At 71.3% G+C, this 20091-nt stretch carries 13 protein-coding genes and 2 pseudogenes; 10 read left to right on the top strand and 5 right to left on the bottom strand.

The window, feature by feature from the left end:
* A pseudogene (locus IO29_RS40500) lies at nt 1–816 on the bottom strand (sigma-70 family RNA polymerase sigma factor); the annotation flags it as partial.
* Nucleotides 817–986: 170 nt separating this feature from the next.
* Between IO29_RS40500 and hpnR the strand changes: the two are divergent.
* The 5 genes from hpnR (at nt 987) to IO29_RS33240 (ending at nt 6218) form a co-directional block, all read left to right on the top strand.
* The gene (gene hpnR, locus IO29_RS33260) at nt 987–2525 is read left to right on the top strand and encodes a hopanoid C-3 methylase HpnR (RefSeq protein ID WP_030379077.1); all 1539 of its coding nucleotides are present in this window, start codon (nt 987–989) and stop codon (nt 2523–2525) included.
* Between the two features lie 167 nt (nt 2526–2692).
* Nucleotides 2693–4411 (top strand): aa3-type cytochrome oxidase subunit I, encoded by a 1719-nt coding sequence (ctaD, locus tag IO29_RS33255; protein ID WP_030379076.1) that lies wholly within the window; start codon nt 2693–2695, stop codon nt 4409–4411.
* A complete protein-coding gene (locus IO29_RS33250) occupies nt 4408–4800 on the top strand; it encodes an aa3-type cytochrome oxidase subunit IV (protein ID WP_030379075.1) in 393 nt (130 codons plus the stop codon). Before ctaD ends, IO29_RS33250 begins: the two co-directional genes overlap by 4 nt.
* Nucleotides 4801–4880: 80 nt before the next feature.
* Entirely contained in the window at nt 4881–5582 is a 702-nt protein-coding gene (locus IO29_RS33245) for a PepSY domain-containing protein (protein ID WP_030379074.1), read from the top strand.
* 186 nt (nt 5583–5768) lie between these two features.
* Entirely contained in the window at nt 5769–6218 is a 450-nt protein-coding gene (locus tag IO29_RS33240; RefSeq protein ID WP_030379073.1) for an SPW repeat protein, read from the top strand.
* Nucleotides 6219–6323: 105 nt separating this feature from the next.
* Here the strand turns inward: IO29_RS33240 and IO29_RS33235 are convergent, their stop codons facing one another.
* On the bottom strand, nt 6324–7964 hold the full coding sequence (locus IO29_RS33235) for a cytochrome bc1 complex cytochrome b subunit (protein WP_030379072.1): 1641 nt from the start codon (nt 7962–7964) through the stop codon (nt 6324–6326).
* A 270-nt stretch (nt 7965–8234) separates the two neighbouring features.
* Here IO29_RS33235 and IO29_RS33230 point away from each other — a divergent pair, with 270 nt between their 5' ends.
* From IO29_RS33230 to IO29_RS33215, 4 genes are all read left to right on the top strand, one after another.
* Nucleotides 8235–8795, top strand: a complete 561-nt coding sequence (locus IO29_RS33230) for a hemerythrin domain-containing protein (RefSeq protein WP_030379071.1) — start codon at nt 8235–8237, stop codon at nt 8793–8795.
* 202 nt (nt 8796–8997) lie between these two features.
* On the top strand, nt 8998–10026 hold the full coding sequence (locus IO29_RS33225; protein ID WP_030379070.1) for an amidohydrolase family protein: 1029 nt from the start codon (nt 8998–9000) through the stop codon (nt 10024–10026).
* A gap of 79 nt (nt 10027–10105) precedes the next feature.
* Nucleotides 10106–11053: an amidohydrolase family protein gene (locus tag IO29_RS33220; protein ID WP_033225169.1), complete on the top strand. Its 948-nt coding sequence runs from the start codon at nt 10106–10108 to the stop codon at nt 11051–11053.
* A 50-nt stretch (nt 11054–11103) separates the two neighbouring features.
* On the top strand, nt 11104–12648 hold the full coding sequence (locus tag IO29_RS33215; RefSeq protein WP_234307469.1) for an MFS transporter: 1545 nt from the start codon (nt 11104–11106) through the stop codon (nt 12646–12648).
* On the opposite strand, the gene IO29_RS33210 is transcribed toward IO29_RS33215, so the two are convergent.
* Nucleotides 12597–14987 carry a M4 family metallopeptidase gene (locus tag IO29_RS33210; RefSeq protein WP_030379067.1) on the bottom strand — a complete coding sequence of 797 codons (2391 nt, stop codon included), beginning with the start codon at nt 14985–14987 and terminating at the stop codon, nt 12597–12599. The two genes, IO29_RS33215 and IO29_RS33210, sit on opposite strands and share 52 nt — an antisense overlap.
* Before the next feature lie 612 nt (nt 14988–15599).
* On the opposite strand from IO29_RS33210, the gene IO29_RS33205 reads away from it, so the two are divergent.
* Entirely contained in the window at nt 15600–18620 is a 3021-nt protein-coding gene (locus IO29_RS33205; protein ID WP_030379066.1) for a glycosyl hydrolase, read from the top strand.
* A 25-nt stretch (nt 18621–18645) separates the two neighbouring features.
* Here the strand turns inward: IO29_RS33205 and IO29_RS33200 are convergent, their stop codons facing one another.
* The gene (locus IO29_RS33200) at nt 18646–19851 is read right to left on the bottom strand and encodes an RICIN domain-containing protein (RefSeq protein WP_051718277.1); all 1206 of its coding nucleotides are present in this window, start codon (nt 19849–19851) and stop codon (nt 18646–18648) included.
* Nucleotides 19852–19885: 34 nt separating this feature from the next.
* Nucleotides 19886–20091 (bottom strand): annotated as a pseudogene (locus tag IO29_RS39915) (hypothetical protein); the annotation flags it as partial.

Below are 20091 nucleotides of genomic sequence, written 5' to 3'. Positions count from 1 at the left end.
CAGCCGGGCCAGGCAGCGGGTGAGGAGCCGGGAGACCTGCATCTGGGACACCCCGACGGCCGTGGCGATCTGCTGCTGGGTCTGGTCGTGGAAGAACCGGAGGTAGAGAATGCGGCGCTCGCGCTCCGGCAGGCAGTGCACGGCGCTCACCAGGGTGAGCCGGTCCACGACCAGGTCGAGCGCCGGGTCGTGGTCGCCGACGGCGTCCGAGACGGCCCGCCCGCCGGCGTCCTCGCCGCGTTCCGGGGCGTCGAGCGAGCGCAGCCGGCACGCCGTCTCCGAGCGCAGCGCCTCGGTGACCGCCTCGGTGGTCAGCCCGCTGACGCGCGCGATCTCCTCGGTCGTCGGGGTCCGCCCGCCGAACCGCTGCTCCAGCTCGCGCCGGGCGTGGCCCACCCGGTTGCGGGCCTCCTGCACGGGGCGCGGCAGCCGCAGCAGTCCGCTCCGGTCGCGGAGGTGGCGTTTGATCTCGCCGGTGACGGTCGGCAGGGCGTAGGCGAGGAAGGCGTGGCCGCGGCCGGGGTCGTAGCCGTCCACGGCCTTGACCAGCCCCAGGCAGGCGATCTGGACCAGATCGTCCGGGTCCTCGGTGGTGACGTTGCGGTACTTGGCGGCGACCCGGCGCGCGAAGGGCACGAGCAGGCTGATGGCGTCCTCCCGCGCCGCCCGGCGCGCGGGCCCGGGCGGCGTCGCGTGGACCCGTCCGACAAGGGCGTCGATCCGCTCGGAGCACAGACTCGGGTCCTCGGCACCGGCGAAGGACACCGCGGGGGCGTCGTCCTCCTCCGGTCGCGCGGAGCTGGTCAGCGTTGTCATCTGGGCCTCGTACTGTCGGCGGGAGACGGGACTGGAGCAGCGGGTGCCCCACATCGTTTGCCGTATGCAAAGGTCGCGCCCCTCCGCTGCGCCGTACGGCCGAGTCGCTGTTTCCCGGGGGCCGGGACCGGTTACCCCCTGCTTCACACCATGCGGCCCGAGGTGAATTCATGCGTCTGCTGCTCGTCCATCCCAGTGCCCTCATGTACTCCGAGATCTTCCTCAGGCTGGAACCGCTGGGGCTGGAACGCGTCGCCGCGGCGGCGCGCGAGGCCGGCCACGAGGTCCGTGTGGTGGACCTTCAGGTGCTGCGCGAGGCGGACCTGCGCCGGGAGGTGTTCCGGTTCCGGCCGGACGTCGTCGGCTTCTCGCTCAACTACCTCGCCAACATTCCCGAGGCCATCGACCTGGCACGCGCGATCAAACGGGTGCTGCCCGGCTGCTTCGTGTTCTTCGGCGGGCACAGCGTCTCGTTCGTCGCCGAGGAGGTCCTCGAACAGGCCGGGGGCGCGCTCGACGCCGTCGTCCGGGGCGAGGGCGAACCGGCGATGGCCCCGCTCCTGGAGGCGGTGCGCGACGGCGGTGTCGAGGGCGTCCCCGGCCTCGTCACCGCCGACGGGCGCGGCCCGGCGCCCTCGATGCTGCACAGCATCGACAGCCCGCGCCCGGCCCGGGACCTGATGCGCCGGCGGGGGCGGTACTTCATCGGCGAACTCGATCCGTGCGCGTCCATCGAGTTCACCCGCGGCTGCCCCTGGGACTGTTCGTTCTGCTCCGCCTGGACGTTCTACGGCCGCAGCTACCGCAAGGCCTCCCCCGAGGCCGCCGCCGCGGAGCTGGCGAGCATCCGCGAACCCAACGTCTTCATCGTGGACGACGTGGCCTTCATCCGGCCGGAGCACGGCAACGCGATCGCCGCGGAGGTGGAGCGGCGCGGCGTCCGCAAGCAGTACTACCTGGAGACCCGCAGCGACGTACTGCTGCGCAACACCGAGGTGTTCGAGCGCTGGACCCGGCTGGGCCTGCGCTACATGTTCCTCGGCATGGAGGCGATCGACGCCGAGGGCCTGGACCTGTACCGCAAACGGGTGAGTCCGGACGAGAACTTCCGGGCCCTGGAGGTCGCCCGGAAGCTGGGCATCAGCGTGGCGATCAACCTGATCGTGGACCCCGCCTGGGACGAGGAGCAGTTCCGTCTCGTACGGGAGTTCGCCCTGTCCGTGCCGGAGATCGTGCACCTGACGGTGATGACGCCGTACCCGGGCACGGAGATCTGGCACACCGAGGCGCGGCGGCTGACCACCCGGGACTACCGGCTCTTCGACATCCAGCACGCGGTCGTCCCGACGAAGCTGCCGCTGGACGTCTTCTACCGGGAGCTGGTCCGCACCCAGGGCGTCATCAACCGCAAGCACCTCGGGCTGCGCACGGCGTTCGGTGCCGCGCGGATCCTGGGCCGCAACCTCGCCCACGGGCAGACGAACTTCGCCCGGATGCTGTGGAAGTTCAACAGCGTCTACAACCCGCGCCGCCAGTTCGCCGACCATCAGCGGCCCGTCCACTACGAGTTGCCGCTGCCGCAGCGCGTGGACGTCGGCGACCGCCGGCAGCTGTACGTCCACGCCAGGCCCGCCGGGCGCGGCAAGGGCGCCGCGGCCGAACCGGCCGGGGGCGCCTGCGCCGGGGACGCGGTGCCCACGGGCGACTGACGGCGGCCCCGGCGCGCGTGCACGCCGGCGGCGTCCCTGGACAGGCCCGGGGCCCGGCGGCATCCGGTCCGTGCGCGCGGGGTTTAGCAACACGCCGCGGGGGCTACTCCGCCCCCGTTCCTGCCGGAGAACGGCTCCGTCGGTACAGCGCGCGTCGGAGGGCGTACATGTCGCAGACTCACCCCGGGCCGGCCAAGCCGGTGGAGGCGGACCAGAATCCCCGGATCTCGGTGGGTGAGCGGGTCCGGGACTATCTCACCACCACCGATCACAAGAAGATCGGCAACCTGTACCTGGTCACGTCGTTCTCCTTCTTCCTCCTCGCCGGCCTGCTGGCGATGATGATGCGCGCCGAACTGGCCCGGCCCGGATTGCAGATCGTGACCGAGCACCAGTACAACCAGCTCTTCACGATCCACGGCACGATCATGATGCTGCTGTTCGCGACGCCCACGTTCGCCGGGCTCGCCAACGCGATCATGCCGCTTCAGATCGGTGCCCCCGACGTCGCCTTCCCCCGGCTCAACGCGCTGACGTACTGGCTGTTCCTGTTCGGCGGTCTGACCGTGCTCTCCGGCTTCCTCACCTCCGAGGGCGCGGCGCCCTTCGGCTGGTTCGCCTACGCGCCGCTGAACAGCGCCGTGGAGAGCCCCGGGGCGGGCGGGTCGCTGTGGGCGATGGGGCTGGTGGTGGCGGGGCTGAGCACCACGCTGGGCTCGGTCAACTTCATCGCCACGATCCTGTGCCTGCGGGCCCCCGGCATGACGATGTTCCGGATGCCGATCTTCACCTGGAACATCCTGTTCACCTCGATCCTGGCGCTGCTGGCCTTTCCGGTGCTCACCGCCGCCCTGCTCGCCCTGGTGATCGACCGTGAGTTCGGCGCCCACATCTACGACTCGGCCACCGGCGGCGCCCTGCTCTGGCAGCACCTGTTCTGGTTCTTCGGCCATCCGGAGGTCTACATCGTGGCGCTGCCGTTCTTCGGCGTCGTCACGGAGATCATCCCCGTCTTCAGCCGGAAACCCGTGTTCGGGTACGTCGGCATGGTGGGCGCGACCATCGCGATCACCATGCTGTCGGCGACCGTGTGGGCGCACCACATGTTCGCCACCGGCGGGGTGCTGCTGCCGTTCTTCTCGTTGATGTCGTTCCTCATCGCCATCCCCACCGGGGTGAAGTTCTTCAACTGGATCGGCACGATGTGGCACGGCAGCCTGTCGTTCGAGACGCCGATGCTGTGGTCGCTGGGCTTCCTGGTGACGTTCCTGCTCGGCGGGCTCAGCGGCGTCCTGGTGGCCTCCCCGGCGCTGGACTTCCATCTGACCGACAGTTACTTCGTCGTCGCCCATCTGCACTACGTGCTGTTCGGCACGATCGTGTTCTCGCTCTTCGGCGGGCTGTACTTCTGGTGGCCGAAGCTGACCGGGAAGATGCTCGACGAACGGCTGGGGAAGATCCACTTCTGGACGCTGTTCGTCGGCTTCCAGATGACGTTCCTGGTCCAGCACTGGCTCGGCGAGATGGGCATGCCGCGCCGCTACGCCGACTATCTGGCCGCCGACGGTTTCACCGACCTCAACACCATCTCCTCCATCGGCGCCTTCCTGCTGGGCCTGTCGACGCTGCCGTTCCTCTACAACGTCTGGAAGACCGCGCAGTACGCCCCGAAGGTGGAGGTCGACGACCCCTGGGGGTACGGCCGCTCACTGGAGTGGGCGACCTCCTGCCCGCCGCCGCGGCACAACTTCGACGCCATTCCCCGCGTACGGTCCGACTCCCCCGCCTTCGACCTGCACCACCCGGAGTTCAAGCGGTATCTGAACCCGGAGGCGCGCGGCGAGATCGAACCGACGCCCGACACGCTGAAGGGGCAGAGCAAATGAAGCACGAGGCCTATCTCTTCGCCGGTGTGTCGCTGTTCTTCCTGGTCACCGCCACCGCCTACGGATGGTTCTCGCGGGAGCCGGCCGGGACGGTCGCCCTGCTGGTCTCCTGCCTCATGGCCGCGATCATCGCGTTCTTCTCGATGGTCAACTACCGGCGCAAGGGGCTGCGCCCGGAGGACCGCCCGGACTCCGAGATCCGCGAGCGCGGCGGCCCGGTCGACTTCTTCCCGCCGCACAGTCCCTACCCGGTCGTCACCGCCCTGGGCGTCACGGTCCTCGCCATCGGCGTCGTCTACCACGCCTGGCTCGCCCTGCTGGGCGTCGGCATCGCCGGCAGCGGCGTCTTCGGGCTCGCGTTCCAGTACCTCGGCCGGGACAGCGCCTGACGGAAGCCCGGCCGGCCGCGCGCCGCGCACCGGCCGGGCACCCGGGACCGGCAGAGCACCCCCGAGAAAGGACGTCTCCCATGCAGCGCAGCCCGCGCCCCCGGGCCGCACGCCGCCGCGGTCCGGGCGGGCTCCTCGCCCTGCTGCTCGCGGGCGTGACCCTGACGGGGTGCACCGACTACCGGCTTGCCCCGCCCACCGAGGTGCTGACCCAGGTCGAGTTCCCCTACGACGAGGCCTTCACGAAGGCGGAGCACGAGGTGCCGGACAGCGAGCCGTACTCCATGAGCCTGCGCGGCGCCGACGAGCCGGTGCCCGTCTGGTACGGCAGGGTCGCCACGTCCGACGGGACCGTGCACGAGGTCCGCATGGACGCCACGCAGGGCCGGGTGCTGGGCGAGGAGGTCCCGGCCGGGCAGAGCGCCGCGGCGAAGTCACGGGTGGCCGGCCTCCTCGCCCATGCCGAGCTGCTGCCCTCGGAGGCCGTGGAGAAGATCAAGGAGCCGTACTTCGGCAAGGTCACCCAGATCGAGCTGACCGACGGCAAGGACGACGCGACGGTGTGGCGGATCACCGTCGCCGAGATCCACCAGGACGACCTGAGCACCTACCAGGTGGACGCGGTCACCGGCGAGGTGCTGACCAGCGAGAAGGGCGGACCGGCGGCCACCCCGACCGTGGCCCCGCCGTCGACTCCGCTGCCCACCCTGCCCCCGGTCTCGCCGCCGGAACTGCCGACCGCACCGCCCTCCACACCGGCCCCGGACCGGCCCTCGCCCTGACCGGGGGCCGGTCTCCGGCCGGCAGGACCAAAGATGAGATAAAAAGGGCATAAATCACCCGAACAGGGGCACTCCACGGTCACAGAGCAAAGACCTCCATACGGAGAGGAGACGACAGTCATGTCGTATCCGCAGCACTCCAACGGGCCGGGAGCGCGCCAGGGCAGCATGCAGACGCACCCCGAGATGGGCTCGCACTCGGACATGTCGACGCACCCCGAGATCGCCGAGATGCGCGCACGTCTCGAGCGGACCGGGTCCAGCGGCCGGGCGATCGCCCTCGAGGGGCTGATCCTCATGGCGGGCCTCTACGCGGCCATCTCGCCCTGGGTGATCCACTACTCGTTCACCGCGCCCAACCTCCGCACGAACAACCTGATCGTCGGGTTGGCCATCTCCCTGATCGCCCTCGGCCTCACCCTGGCTCCGGAGCGCATGCTCCGCATGGCGTGGGTGCTCGTGCCGCTCGGTGTCTGGCTGTTGATCTCCCCCTGGGTGGTCACCGCCGGTCACACCGCACGGACCGGCGCCATCTGGAGCAATGTGGTGACGGGTGCTGTCACCGCGTTGCTGGGGCTGGCCGCCATGGGGTTGACGGTCGGCATGAACAAGCGCAAGCAGCATCAGCCCCGGTAACCGTTCCCCCGAACCGGCTCAGGGCCGGCGCGACCCGCGGACACCCCGTCCGCCCCGGTCACGCCGGCCCCGCGTCGTATGCCCGGTCGTATGCCCGGGAGAGCGTCAGTCCTCTCCCCCTGGTCCGCCCGCGACCGGGTCGGCCGTGCGGCCGGCGATCTGCAAGCGCTCCTCGTCGGTGGTGGGCAGCTCGACCCGGTCCTTGTAGTACCAGGTGCTGAGCGCGGCCCGCAGCCGCTCGCGCAGCGGCGCGCCCGGCCCGGGCTTCTCCAGGGGCAGCGGGATCTCCCGCACCAGCAGCCGGTAGCGCTCCTCCGACTCCAGCGGTTGGTGGGTCTCGCTCATCCCGCCGGCCACGTCCTGCTGGACCTGTCCGGTCTCCTCCCCCTCCTCCAGGAGCTGCCGCTCGTGGCGCTGGAGCGCGAGACAGACCCGCCTGGTGACCATGAAGGCGACGACCGGGCCGATGAACAGCAGGGCCCGGAAGATCCAGGTCAGCAGGTTGACGGAGATCCGGAACTCGGTGGCGATCACATCGTTGCCGCCGGCCAGGAGAAGCACCGCGTACCAGACGATGGCCGCGACGCCGAGGCCGGTTCGGACGGGCCGGTCGCGGGGCCGGTCGCACAGGTGGTGCTCCACGATGTCGCCGGTCACCCAGCGTTCGAAGAACGGATAGAGGTACAGCACGAGGAACAGCAGGGTGGGCAGCACCACCGCCGGCAGGAAGACGTTCCACATGAAGGTGTGCCCGGCCACGTTCCACTCGACGCCGGGCATCAACCGCAGCGCGCCCTCCAGGAAGCCGACGTACCAGTCGGGCTGGGCGTCGGTGGAGACCTGGTCGGCGCGGAAGGGGCCGTAGGTCCAGATCGGGTTGATCTGCGCGACCGCGCTCATCCCGGCGATCAGGCCGAAGACCATGAAGTTCAGACCGATGGACTTGGCGGTGTAGACGGGGAAGAGCGGCTTGCCCACCACGTTGCGGTTGGTCTTGCCCTTGCCGGACCACTGGGTGTGCTTGAGGTAGACGACCATGATCAGGTGCAGCACGATCAGTGCCGCCAGCAGTCCGGGCACGAAGAGCACGTGCACGATGTAGAGCCGCCGGTCGATCGCCTCCCCCGGGTACTGGCCGCCCCACAGGAAGAAGGCGAGATAGGTCCCGACGACCGGGATCGACTGCACGATGGAGTACGCGGTGCGCAGGCCGGTGCCGGAGAGCAGGTCGTCGGGGAGCGAGTAGCCGCAGAAGCCCTCCAGGAGGGCGAGCAGGAACAGCGTCACGCCGACGAGCCAGTTGGTCTCGCGGGGCCTGCGGAACGCGCCGGTGAAGAAGATCCGCAGCATGTGCACGCCGATGGCGGCGACGAAGACGAGCGCCGCCCAGTGGTGCATCTGCCGGATCAGCAGACCGCCGCGCACGTCGAAGCTGATGTGCAGCGTCGACTCGTACGCCTTGGAGACCAGCAGACCCTGCAACGGCTCGTACGAGCCCCGGTAGGGCACCTCGGCGAGGCTGGGGTCGAAGAACAGGGTCAGGAACGTGCCGGTGATGACCAGCAGCACGAAGCTGTAGAGGGCGATCTCGCCCAGCAGGAAGGACCAGTGGTCGGGGAAGGCCTTGCGCAGCAGCTGTCCGGCCAGCTCGGACACGGGTGTACGGCGGTCCACGACCACATAGGTCCGGAAGGCGCCCTGTCGGGCCCTCGCCTCGGCTCTGGCCCTCCGTCGCCCCAGCAGCATGCCCGCACCACGCTCCCTCCGCCTCGATGCCGTCCTTCGCGCACGCCCGGCCGACCGGTCCGCGCGGCAGGCCCGGGGGTACCCGGGGGCCACGGCTTTCAATCCCGATCGGGCGACGGCGGTGCGGGGGCCGCATGGCGGGGGCGGGGTGAGGGCACACGGGGACGAGCGGTACGGGTGGCTCTTGGGTACGGGTGCCGTTTCTGGTGCGGTGGCTTTTGGGTGCGGGTCTCTTTCTGGCGCAGGCGGTCTCCTTCGGAGGGAGTGGCAGTGGGCGAGCACGGCGGGATCATCGAGGAACTCACGGCGGACCACCGGGAGGTGCAGCGGCTGTTCGACCGCATCCGGTCCGCCCCGCCCGGCAGTGCCGAGCGGAAGACCCTGGTGGAGCGGGCCGGCATCGTCCTCGTACGCCATGCGGTGGCCGAGAAGGAGTATCTGTATCCGGCGGTGCGGCGGCATGTGCTGGACGGTGACGGGTGGGCGGAGCGGGAGCTGGCCGGGCACCGGCGGGTGGCGGAGATCCTGGCGGCGCTGGAGGAGCGGGAGGCGGCGGACGAGGAGTTCGGGCGGTTGCTGTTGCCGCTGGTCACCGAGGTGACGCGGCATGTGGTGGAGGTGGAGCAGCGGCTGTTTCCGCGGCTGGAGGCGATGTGTCCGCCGGGGACGTTGCGGGAGCTGGGTGGGAAGGTGCGGGAGGTGGAGGCGCGGGCCCCTACGCGTCCGCGGGTGGGGGCGCCGTCCGCGGCGCCCCTGGTGAAGGTGGCCGCGAGGGTGTGGGGGCCGTGGGACCGGGTGCGGGACGTGTTGACGCGAAGGGGGCGGGGGTGACCGGCGGGACCCCGCCGCCCCCGCCGTCCCTGCCCTTCCCGTCCCTTCAAGGGGCGGAGCCGCAGGTCGACGCAGCCCCGTACCCCTGTCCGGGGCGCGGGGCCGCGCAATCTTTTGCGGGTGAGGGGATTGTCAACAATTTCGTCAGCGGTTAGGTTGGCGGACACATCACCCCGCCTCCCCCTCCCGAGGTCTCCCCCAGATGATCATCGACTGTCACGGTCACTACACCACCGCCCCGCCCGCCCTGGAGGCCTGGCGCGGCCGGCAGATCGCGTCGCTCACCGACCCCGCCGTCCCCGCCCCCACCGCCGCGGACCTCCGCATCAGCGACGACGAGCTGCGCGAGAGCATCGAGTCCAACCAGCTCCGCCTGATGGACGAGCGCGGCATCGACCTGACGGTCTTCTCCCCGCGCGCCTCCTTCATGGCCCACCACACGGGCGACTTCGCCACCTCCTCCCAGTGGGCCGCGATCTGCAACGAGCTCTGCCACCGCGTCAGCGCCCTCTACCCCGAGCGCTTCGCCCCCGCCGCGATGCTCCCGCAGTCCCCCGGCGTCGACCCCGCCACCTGCGTACCGGAGCTGACCCGCTGCGTGGAGGAGTACGGCGCGGTCGCGCTGAACCTCAACCCGGACCCCTCCGGCGGCCACTGGACCGCCCCGCCGCTGACGGACCGCTCGTGGTACCCCCTCTACGAGAAGATGGCCGAGTACGACATCCCGGCGATGATCCACGTCAGCACCAGCGTCAACCCGGCGTTCCACACCACGGGCGCGCACTACCTCAACGCGGACACCACCGCGTTCATGCAGCTCGTCCAGGGCGACCTGTTCAAGGACTTCCCGACCCTGAAGCTGATCATCCCGCACGGCGGCGGAGCCGTCCCGTACCACTGGGGCCGCTTCCGGGGGCTCGCGATGGCGCTGGGCAAGCCGGAGCTGGAGGAGCACGTGCTGAACAACGTCTTCTTCGACACCTGCGTCTACCACCAGCCCGGTATCGACCTGCTCCTCGACGTCGTGCCCACCAAGAACATCCTGTTCGCCTCGGAGATGATCGGCGCGGTCCGCTCCGTCGACCCCTGCACCGGGTTCCACTTCGACGACACCCGGCGCTACGCCGAGGCCGCGAAGCTGCCCGCCGAGGACCTCGCGGCCGTGCGGGAGCACAACGCCCGCACCGTCTACCCCCGGCTCGACGCCCTGCTGCGGCGCCAGGGCCGCTGAACCGCCCCGCACCATCTCCCCGACGGGCCCGTCGCCCCCACCGCTCCCGCCGAGGACGCTCCCCTTATTCGGAGATCCCATGAGCACCCTCTCCCCCAAGACCCCCGGCTGGCTCGACTGGTACCACGGCCCCTCCCGGCCCCGGTTCGCCCTGCCGCCCGGCACGGTCGACACGCACTGCCATGTCTTCGGACCCCAGGCCGAGTTCCCCTTCGCGGCCGAGCGGAAGTACACCCCCTGCGACGGCGGCAAGGCGGATCTGTTCGCCCTCCGCGACCACCTGGGCGTCTCGCGCAACGTCCTGGTGCAGGCCACCTGTCACGGCGCGGACAACTCCGCCATGCTCGACGCCGTACGCGCGGCCGGCGGCCGGGCCCGCGGCGTCGCCACCGTCCGCCCCGACATCACCGAGCAGGAGCTGCGCGACCTGCACGAGGCGGGCGTGCGCGGCGTACGGTTCAACTTCCTGCGGCGGCTGGTGGACACCGCGCCCAAGGAGGACCTCGCCACCATCGCCGAGAAGGTCGCCCCGCTGGGCTGGCACGTCGTGCTGTACTTCGAGAGCGCCGACCTGCCCGAGCTCGCGGACTTCTTCGGCGCGCTGCCCACCCCGCTGGTGATCGACCACATGGGGCGCCCGGACGTGACCCGGCCGGTGGACGGGCCGGAGTTCTCCGGCTTCCTGCGGTTCGTGGCCGGCAACGACGTCTGGGTGAAGGTGACCTGCCCCGAGCGGCTCACCGTCACCGGCCCCGCCGCGCTCGACGGCGAGCGGCACGCGTACACCGACGTGGTGCCCTTCGGCCGCCGTGTGGTCGAGGAGTTCCCCGACCGGGTCCTGTGGGGCACCGACTGGCCGCACCCGAACCTCAAGAGCCACATGCCGGACGACGGACTCCTCGTCGACCACATCCCGCACCTCGCGCCCACCGCCGACCAGCAGTACCGGCTCCTGGTCGGCAACCCGATGCGCCTGTACTGGCCCGAGGAAGCCGACGGGTCCGCAGGAACCGAGACAGCGGTCTGATCCGCCCCGACACGAAGCGCCCCCGGAACGCCCCGGAAAGAGAGCCGCACATGCACCACTCCAACGCGCTGAACCGGCTGGACAGACTGCCGATCTCCCGGTTCCACAAGGCCACCCTGCTGGCCGTCTCCTTCGCGTACTTCTTCGAGTTCGCGGACATCAACACCTTCGCCACCACCGCCCCCAAGCTGATCCACCTGTGGGGCATCACGGTGGACCAGATCGCCTATGTGACCTCGCTGTCGTTCGTCGGCATGTTCATCGGGTCGATCGTCGCCGCGTCCCTCGCCGACCGGTGGGGGCGCAAACGGGCCCTGATGTGGACGACCGTCTTCTTCGGTTTCTTCTCGTTCGCCTCGGTGTTCTCCTGGGACCTGGTCTCGCTGGGCGTCTTCCGGGTGCTGACCTCGGCGGGGCTGTCCGCGATGACGGTCGTGGCGGTCATCTACGTCAACGAGATGTATCCCTCGAAGGTCCGCGGCAAGTACCAGGCGTACGCCATCGTCGTCGGCATCTGCGGCACCCCGGCCACCAACCTCATCGCGAGCGCCGTCGTCCCGCTCAGTGACTGGTCCTGGCGGCTGGTCTTCCTGTGGGGCTCGCTGGGCCTGCTGCTGGTGCTGTTCACCCGCCGGCTGAAGGAGTCGCCGCGCTGGTACGAGAGCCGGGGCGAGTACGAGCGGGCCGACGCGGTCCTGCGCGAGATCGAGACGCGGGTCTCCGCCGAGCTGGGCCCGCTGCCCGAGCCGGCGCCGCCGGTGGCGGAGACCCCGTCGACGAAGGCGCCGCTGAAGCTGCTGTTGCAGCGCAGGTACCTGATGCCCACCCTGCTGCTGACCGTGCTCTGGGTGACCCAGACCATCGGCTTCTTCGGCTACTCCAGCTGGGCGCCGACCCTGCTGGCCAAGGAGGGCTTCAGCGTCCAGAAGTCGGTGTTCTTCGTGGCCCTGACCACGGTCGGCGCCCCGCTCGGCTCGTATCTGGCCTCCCTGGTCACCGACCGGTTCGAACGCAAGTGGTGCCTGGCGGCCTTCGGCACGGTGATCGCGCTGTGCGGTCTGCTGTACGGGCTGACGTTCAACCCGGTGCTCATCGTGGTCTTCGGCTTCCTCGTCAACATGTTCGAGCGCGGTTACACGGCCCTCGGGTACGCCTACTCCCCCGAGCTGTTCGACACCCGCAGCCGTTCGCTGGGCACGGGCGTCTCCTACGGCCTGGGCCGGCTGTCCAACGCGGCGGGGCCGCTGATCGTGGCGGCGCTGTACAACAGCAGCGGCTACCACAGCGTGTTCTTCTTCATCGCCGGTACATGGCTGGTGGGGGCGCTGGTCCTGGCGGTCTTCGGCCCGCTGACGCGCGGCGGCGCCCGGCACGGACGGAAGGGGCTCCGCTGGCACGGCCGAGCGACAGCCGGACCGGTCCGGCAAGGAAGCGCCCAGCCCCTCCTGAGCACGGCACCACCGCGGGAACACGCGGGTCCCGCACGCGGACGGCTTCCGCGTGCGGGACGTACACGCGTCCCGCGCGTACCGAGGTGTACGGGTCAGCTCGTCGTCAGGGCCGTGTCGTCGACGACGAAGCTGGTTTGCAGATAGGTGTCCTCGGCACCGGTGAACTTCAGGGTGACCGTCGAGCCGGCGAACGAGGAGAGGTCGAAGGTCTTCTTGCTGTAGCCGGAGGCGGCGTCCAGGTTGGAGTACGTCGCCAGCGTCTTCGACCCGGCGGTGACCGTCAGCTTGTCGTACTGCGTGCTGCCGGTGGTCTCCGCGGTGTCGACGTGCAGGTAGTAGGTGAGGGTGGCCTTGCACCCGCTCGGGATCGCCACCGACTGGGACAGGGTGTCGGTGTGGGTCGAGCCGTAGCCGTCCAGCCACGCCTTGTACGAACCGCCGTGCGCCGCCTGGCCGCTGGAGTTGGTGATGACACCGCTGGACGCGGACCAGGTGGTGTTGCCCGACTCGAAGCCCGCGTTGCCCAGCAGCTGCGCCGAGGCGCAGGTGCCGCCCCCGGTGGAGCTGACCGTCCAGGTGAAGCTCGCGGTGCCGGTCGCACCGGTGGAGTCGGTCACGGTGACGGTGACGTTGGAGGTGCCGGCCGTGGTCGGCGTACCGGAGATCACGCCGGTGGAGCTGTTGATCGACAGCCCGGCGGGCAGCCCGCTCGCGGAGTACGACAGTGATCCGCTGTTGCTGCTGCTCGCGGAGACCTGGAGGCTGACGGCGGTGCCGACGGCCGAGGACTGGTTGCCCGGGTTGGTGACCGTCACCCCGTTGGCGGGCGGGGTGATGTGGCTGCCGACGTTGATGCCCGCGAAGGCGTTGCCGACCCCGGCGTACTGCGCGGAGTTCGTGCCGTACAGCGCGGCGGCCGCGTTCAGGGCGGCGGTGCGGGCGGCGGCGTAGTTGGTCGAGGACGTCATGTACGACGTGAGCGCCTTGTACCAGATCTGTAGCGCGGCGGCCCGGCCGATGCCCTGCACGGCGACGCCGTCGGAGGTCGGGCTGTCGTAGGTGACACCGTTGATGGTCTTGGTGCCGCTGCCCTCGGAGAGCAGGTAGAACATGTGGTTGGCCGGGCCCGAGGAGTAGTGCACGTCGAGGTTGCCCAGACCGGAGTACCAGCTGTCGGCGGAGCCGCCGTCCTTGCTCGGCTCGTCCATGTACCGCAGCGGCGAGCCGTCGCCGTTGATGTCGATCTCCTCGCCGATGAGGTAGTCACCCTTGTCGGAGGAGTTGTTCGCGTAGAACTCCACACCGGTGCCGAAGATGTCCGAGGTCGCCTCGTTCAGGCCGCCCGACTCACCGCTGTAGTCGAGGCCCGCGGTGTTGGAGGTGACACCGTGGCTCATCTCGTGGCCGGCGACGTCCAGCGCGGTCAGGGCGTGGGTGTTGCCCGAGCCGTCGCCGTAGGTCATGCAGAAGCAGTCGTCGTCCCAGAAGGCGTTGACGTAACCGCTGCTGTAGTGGACGCGGGAGTAGGCGGCGACGCCGTCGTCGCGGATGCCGCTGCGGCCGAAGGTGTCCTTGTAGAAGTCCCAGGTCTCCTGCGCGCCGTAGGCCGCGTCGGCGCCCGCGGTCTGGGTGTTGGAGCCGGTGCCGTCGCCCCACACGTCGTCGGCGTCGGTCATCAGGGTGCCGGTGCCCGACGTGGCGCGGTTGAGGCTGTACGTCTTGTGGCCGCCGCGCGTGGTGTCGTACAGCTGGTAGGTCGACCCGGACTTGGTGGTGGAGAGCGTCACCGTGCCGCTGTACTGGGTGTTGCCGGTGCCGGTCTGCACGGCCTGGTAGCGGTAGAGCTCCTTGCCGGTGGTGGCGTCCGTGACGACGTGCAGTTTGCTGGGCGTGCCGTCGTCCTGGAGGCCGCCGACCACCGTCTCCCAGGCGAGCTTCGGGGTGCCCTGGCCGGCCCAGATCACCTTGCGGGCGCTGTCGGTGGCGGGCCTGGTGGCGTCCAGCGACTCGGCGGTCTTCAGCGCCTTGACCCCGGCGTCCGCCTTGGTGACCGAGGCGGTGGTCGTGGGGACCTTGAGGGTGCGCTTGTTGTTGAAGGTGGCGCTCACCGTGCCCTTGGCCTCGGCGGCGGGCGGGGTGTGCACGACGAGGTCGCCGCCGAGCACGGGCAGACCGGCGTAGGTGCGCTCGTAACGGGTGTGCAGGGTGCCGTCGTTGTCCTTGACGACGTCCTTGACGACCAGTTTCTCCTTGGCGCCGAGGCCGAGGGTGCGCGCGGTCGTGTCGGTCTTCGCCGTCGCGTTCTTCACCAGCGCGGTGTGCTGGGCGGGGCTGAGGTCCGCCGGGAGCCCGCCGGTGCGCAGGGGGCTGGGGTGGGGAGTGGCCTTGGCGGTCGCCGGGACGGTCTGGATGCCGACGACGAGCAGGGCCGCGGTGGCCACGAGGGCTCCCGCGGCGGCCGGTCTGCGGGGGTTGCGTCTCACGCGCACTCCTGTATCTGCGGCGGCCGCGGGTGTGCGGCCGGTGACAGACCGGGCAGCCGGGTGTGCTGTCCGGGGCTGGCTCGAGCTGTGCGGGACGAGCTGTGCCGTGCACGGCCGCGGACACGGGCGCCGGGGACGGGCGTGGTCGCCCTGCCGGCGGACGTGGCCGCCCCTGCCCGAAGGGCGTGGCCCCGGCCGCCGGGTGGGCGGCGGGGGCCGGTGCGGGGGCGGAACCGGGGCTGTGACCGACCGACCATGACACTGTTGACCAGTCCATGCCATCTCGCGGTCCGCATCCGAGGGTTATCCCTCTGTGCACCCTCGACCGCCCGCACACCCTCCGGAATCCCCATGGCCGCCCCCCGGCCGGGCCCGCGCCCCGGCCGTCGCACCCACCGGTTGACGTTCCGTCACTTCACGATCGCGAACGAACCGCCGGGGCCGGGCCGGGCGTTCGCCGCCCACCGGTCACCCTTCCCTCCCCTTTGAATCGTTGCTCAACCTCTTGACCCCGCACGACCGCCCGGTTAGCGTCCAGGCGCCCCCCTCGATTGAAACGTTTCACCGCTGGCTCCCCTTTTCGCAAGCAGTACGTCACCTGAGGCTGGAATCATGCACGAACCCCTCTCGCAGCGTCGCGGGATCACCCGTCGTACGGTCCTCGCCGCCGGGGCGGTGGCCGGTACCGTAGCCGCCCTCGGCCCGGTGCTCCCGGCGGCCGGCGCGGTCGCGGCCCCGGCGGCCGGGGCCGGCCGGGCCCCCGGCGCGGACTGGTTCGCCGACCCCGCGCGCGCCGTCCGGCCCAAGTTCCGCTGGTGGTGGCCGGACGGGCTGGTCGACGCGGACGAGATCGCCCGCGAGGTGGACCAGATCGCCGACGCCGGCTTCGGGGGCGCCGAGATCGCCGCCGTCCACCACAGCGTCAGCGACAGCTCCGTGCTGGACACCGCCCACCACGGCTGGGGCAGCAAGTCCTGGCGCACGGGCGTCGAGGCCGCCCTCCAGCGGGCCGCGAGACGCGGACTGACGATCGACATCACCCTCGGCCCGGCCTGGCCCACCGCGGTCCCCGGCGTCACCCCCGACGACGACGCCGCGGTGAAGGAACTCGCCTACGGCAAGGCCACCGTGGCGGCCGGCACCACCTACGAGGGTGCCGTCCCGGCCTCCGTCCGCGCGGCCTCCTCGGGCGTCACCGAGCAGACCCTGGTCGCCGTGCAGGCCGCCCGCGTCAACACCGCCAACTCCACGCGCAAGGAGACCGGTCTGGACGCGGACAGCGTCACCGACCTCACCGACCGGGTCAGCGACGGGAAGCTGAGCTGGACCGCGCCCGGCGACGGCGACTGGGTCCTGATCTCCTACTGGCAGCGCGGCTCGGGCCAGCAGCCCGAGGCGGGCCCGCACTCCTCCCCCGCCGCCTACGTCGTCGACCACTTCAGCCCGGCCGGCACCGCCGCCGTCACCGGCTACTGGGAGAAGGAGATCCTCAGCCCCTCCCTGCGCAAGCTGCTCAAGGCCGCCGGCGGCGCCTTCTTCGAGGACTCCATCGAGCTGGAGACCGACGGACTCCAGTGGACGCCGAAGCTCCCGGAGGCGTTCGAGAAGCACACCGGACGCCCGCTGCTGCCGTACCTCCCCGCGCTCGTCCTCGACAACAGCAACCAGGTGTTCGCGTTCGAGGCGCAACTCACCCGGGAGATCCGGCACGACTTCTGGGAGACCGTCTCCGAGCTGTTCAACCGCCACCACGTCACCGCCCTGCGCGACTGGGCGCACAAGCTCGGCATGGAGCTGCGCTCCCAGCCCTACGGGCTCCAGACCGACGCGATCGCCACGGCGGCGCTCCTGGACATCCCCGAGGGCGAGTCGCTCGGCTTCAAGAACCTCGACGACTACCGCTGCCTGGCCGGCGGCCGGGACATGGCCGGGCACACCATCCTGTCCTGCGAGGCGGGCGCCTACTCCGGCTCGGCGTACACCACCACCTGGGACCGGTTCCTGCGCACCATGGGCGGCGCGTACGCGGCCGGCGTCAACCAGACGGTGATCCACGGCTTCTCCTACGCGACCGCGCCCGGGGTGAGCTGGCCCGGCTTCGCCGCGTTCAGCCCGTACAACGGCACACCGGGCTACGGCGAGTCGTGGGGGCCGCGGCAGCCCACCTGGACGCACATCGAGGACATCTCCGGCTACCTCGGCCGCGTGCACCAGGTGCTGCAATCCGGCACCGCCCGCGCGGACGTGGCCGTCTTCCGGCAGACCGGCTACACCGCCACCGGCATCGGCGCCTCCTGGTTCACCTCCACCGGCGTCCCGCTGGGCTGGACCCACCAGTTCCTCAGCGGCCCGCTGCTCGACCTGCCCAGTGCCGAGGTGTCCGGCAAGCGGCTCGCGCCCGACGGCCCGGCCTACAAGGCGCTGTTCGTGGAGGGCGACTTCTTCTACTCCTCCTCCCCCACCCTCGCCCTGGCCGACGCCCGCAGGATTCTGAGGTTCGCGCGGGCGGGCCTGCCGGTGGTGCTGCTCGGCGCGTTCGACGAGGCGTACACCCCGGGCGTCCCGGACGACGGCGAGACGGAGGCGCTGCGCGCGGTCCTGGACCAGTTGCTCGCCCTGCCCCATGTCGTCCGCGTGACCGACAAGACGGCCGTCGGCGACGCGCTCGCGCAGGTGGGCGTGGCCCCCGACGTCCGGTACGCGGCCTCCTCGACGCTGCTCAACGCGCACCGGGTGACCAAGGACGCCGACTTCTACTACCTGTGCAACGGCAAGCACGCCGAGACCGTCAAGCCGGCCGTCGCCGCGATCGACCACGAGGTCACGCTGCGCCGCACCCGGGGCGGCAGGACGGTGCCGTACGTCCTGGACGCGTGGACCGGTGAGGCGGTGCGGCTGGGCCAGTACACCGAGGACGGCGACGACGTCACCCTGCGCGTGACGCTCCAGCCGGGCGAGACGCTCCTCGTGGCGCTGGGCCGGCCGGGTCTGTTCGGCGACCGCAACGGGGCCCGGCCGCACGCGGTGTCCACCGACGCCGACCGGGCGCTGTTCACCGACGCCGGGCTCGCCGTGCGCGCGGCGAGCGCGGGCACGTACACCACCAGGCTGTCCCAGGGCCGTTCGGTCACCACCCGCGTCCCGGCGGTGCCGGACCCGGTGACACCGGCGGACTGGACGCTGGAGGTGGACGACTGGCAGCCCGGCTCCTCCGCCACCCGCACCGAGGTGAAGCGGCACAGGCTGACCCTCGACAGCCTGCTCCCGTGGTCGGGGATCACCGAGCTGGCCGACGTGGCCGGTGTCGGCACCTACCGGACGACGGTCACCCTGCCGTCGAGCTGGACCGGCGCGCACGGCGCCTACCTGGAACTCGGCCAGGTCAGCGACACCTGCCGGGTCTCGGTCAACGGCACGCGGCTGCCGGCCGTCGACCGGATCAACCCGGTCGTGGACCTCGGCGGACATCTGCGCAAGGGCGCCAACGTCATCGAGGTCGAGGTGGCGACGCCGCTGATCAACCGGCTGCGGGTGTCCAACCCCGCCGTCTTCGGCAGCTCGGCCCGGCAGGCCTACGGGCTGGTCGGACCGGTGCGGCTGGTCCCGTACGCCGAGGTCGAGGTCAAGGCGTAACGGACCGACGGCGCCCACTGGTACGTCACTTGCGGGTGAAGTACCAGTGGGCGTCGTCGTTGGCGCTGTCGTTGCAGGTGCCTATCTGAAGGGCCGCGTCGTTGCGGCCGGTGCCGGGGCCGGCCACGTTGAGGCACAGATTGCGGCTGGCCAGATTCCGGATCCAGTACGTGCCGTCGGAACGGCGGTCCAGCCAGTAGTACTGGTTGTCTCTCCGGGTGGCCTGGCAGGGGTACTCGGTGATCCGCGTGCCGCCCGCCACGCCGCCGTAGTTGGGCAGGTCCAGGCAGAGCCCGTCCTTGCTGTTGCGGATCAGGAAGAGCACGGAGCCGCCGGGGCCCTTGCCCGCCTCCTGGTGCGGGACGAGGTCCCAGAGCTGGTTGTCGGCGGACGTGCCGTTGCAGGGGTACTGATTGACGGGGCCGTCCACCTTTCCGTTGCCGTAGTTGGGCACGTCGGCGCACTGGCCGGTGGTCACGTTCTTCAGCAGGACGCGGGACTGGGAGGAGGCGGCGTTGGCCCGGGAACGAGCGGTGGCCGCGGCGGACTTCTTCTTCGTCGTCTTCTTCTTGGTGGTCTTCTTCTCCTTCTCCGTCGCGGGCTTCTCCTCGCGCTTCGGGGCGGCGGGGGCGTCGGCCGCCGGTGCCTTGTCGTCCTTGCCGGCCCCGTCGGCGGACTTGCCCTTCGTGGAAGGCGAGGCGGAGGCGGAGGCGGTCGGGGACGGTGACGCGGTCTCGGCGCGGTAGGCGGTGCCCGCGCCGCCGGACAGGCCGGGGTCGAGGGTCGCCCCGCCGACCGATTCGGTGCGGACGCGGTCGGCGGGCGCGTCGTCGTCGTTCAGCCCGAGGACGAGGAAGGGGACGGCGATCAGCAGCGTGCCCGTGATGCCGGCGGCGGCGAGCAGCGAGGCGCGCGGGCGGCCGGGCGACGGCTCGGCGAGGGCGGCGGCCGCCGCGGCGGTGCCGGCCGCCGCGCCGGGGTCCTCGGCCTCGGCGACGGCCACGGCGGCGGGCGCGGCCTCCGGTTCCTGCGCCGCGGGCTCGCCGGAGGAGCGTTTCTCCTCGGCGGGGGCGGCTGCCCTCTCCGGCGCGGCGGCTGCCGGCTCCGCGACGGGCGCGGCCGGTTCGGCCGCCTCGGGGGCCGGGGAGGGAGCGGGTGCGGCGGCAGCGGCGCCTTCGGCGGCGGGCGTGGCCCGGGACGGCTCGGCGGACGGGTCGTGCGGGCGGGACATGGGGAGGCCTCCCGGGCGGTAGGGGGCGGGCGGGTCAGGAAGCGGTGCGGGGCGGGGCGGCTCCGTCCGCCGCGGGGTGGGGCTGAGGGGCCTGCGCCGTTGTCGGGTCCGACGGGAACGTCGGGTCCGTCGCGGGTGCCGGGACCGTCGGGTCCGTCGCGGGTGCCGAGACCGTCGGGTCCGTCGCCGGTGCCGAGACCGTCGGGTCCGTCGCCGGTGCCGAGACCGTCGGGTCCGTCG

It is taken from the genome of Streptomyces sp. NRRL F-6676 (genome assembly GCF_000725625.1).
Lineage (GTDB): Bacteria > Actinomycetota > Actinomycetes > Streptomycetales > Streptomycetaceae > Streptomyces.
This window is presented reverse-complemented; position numbering and strand designations above follow the sequence as displayed.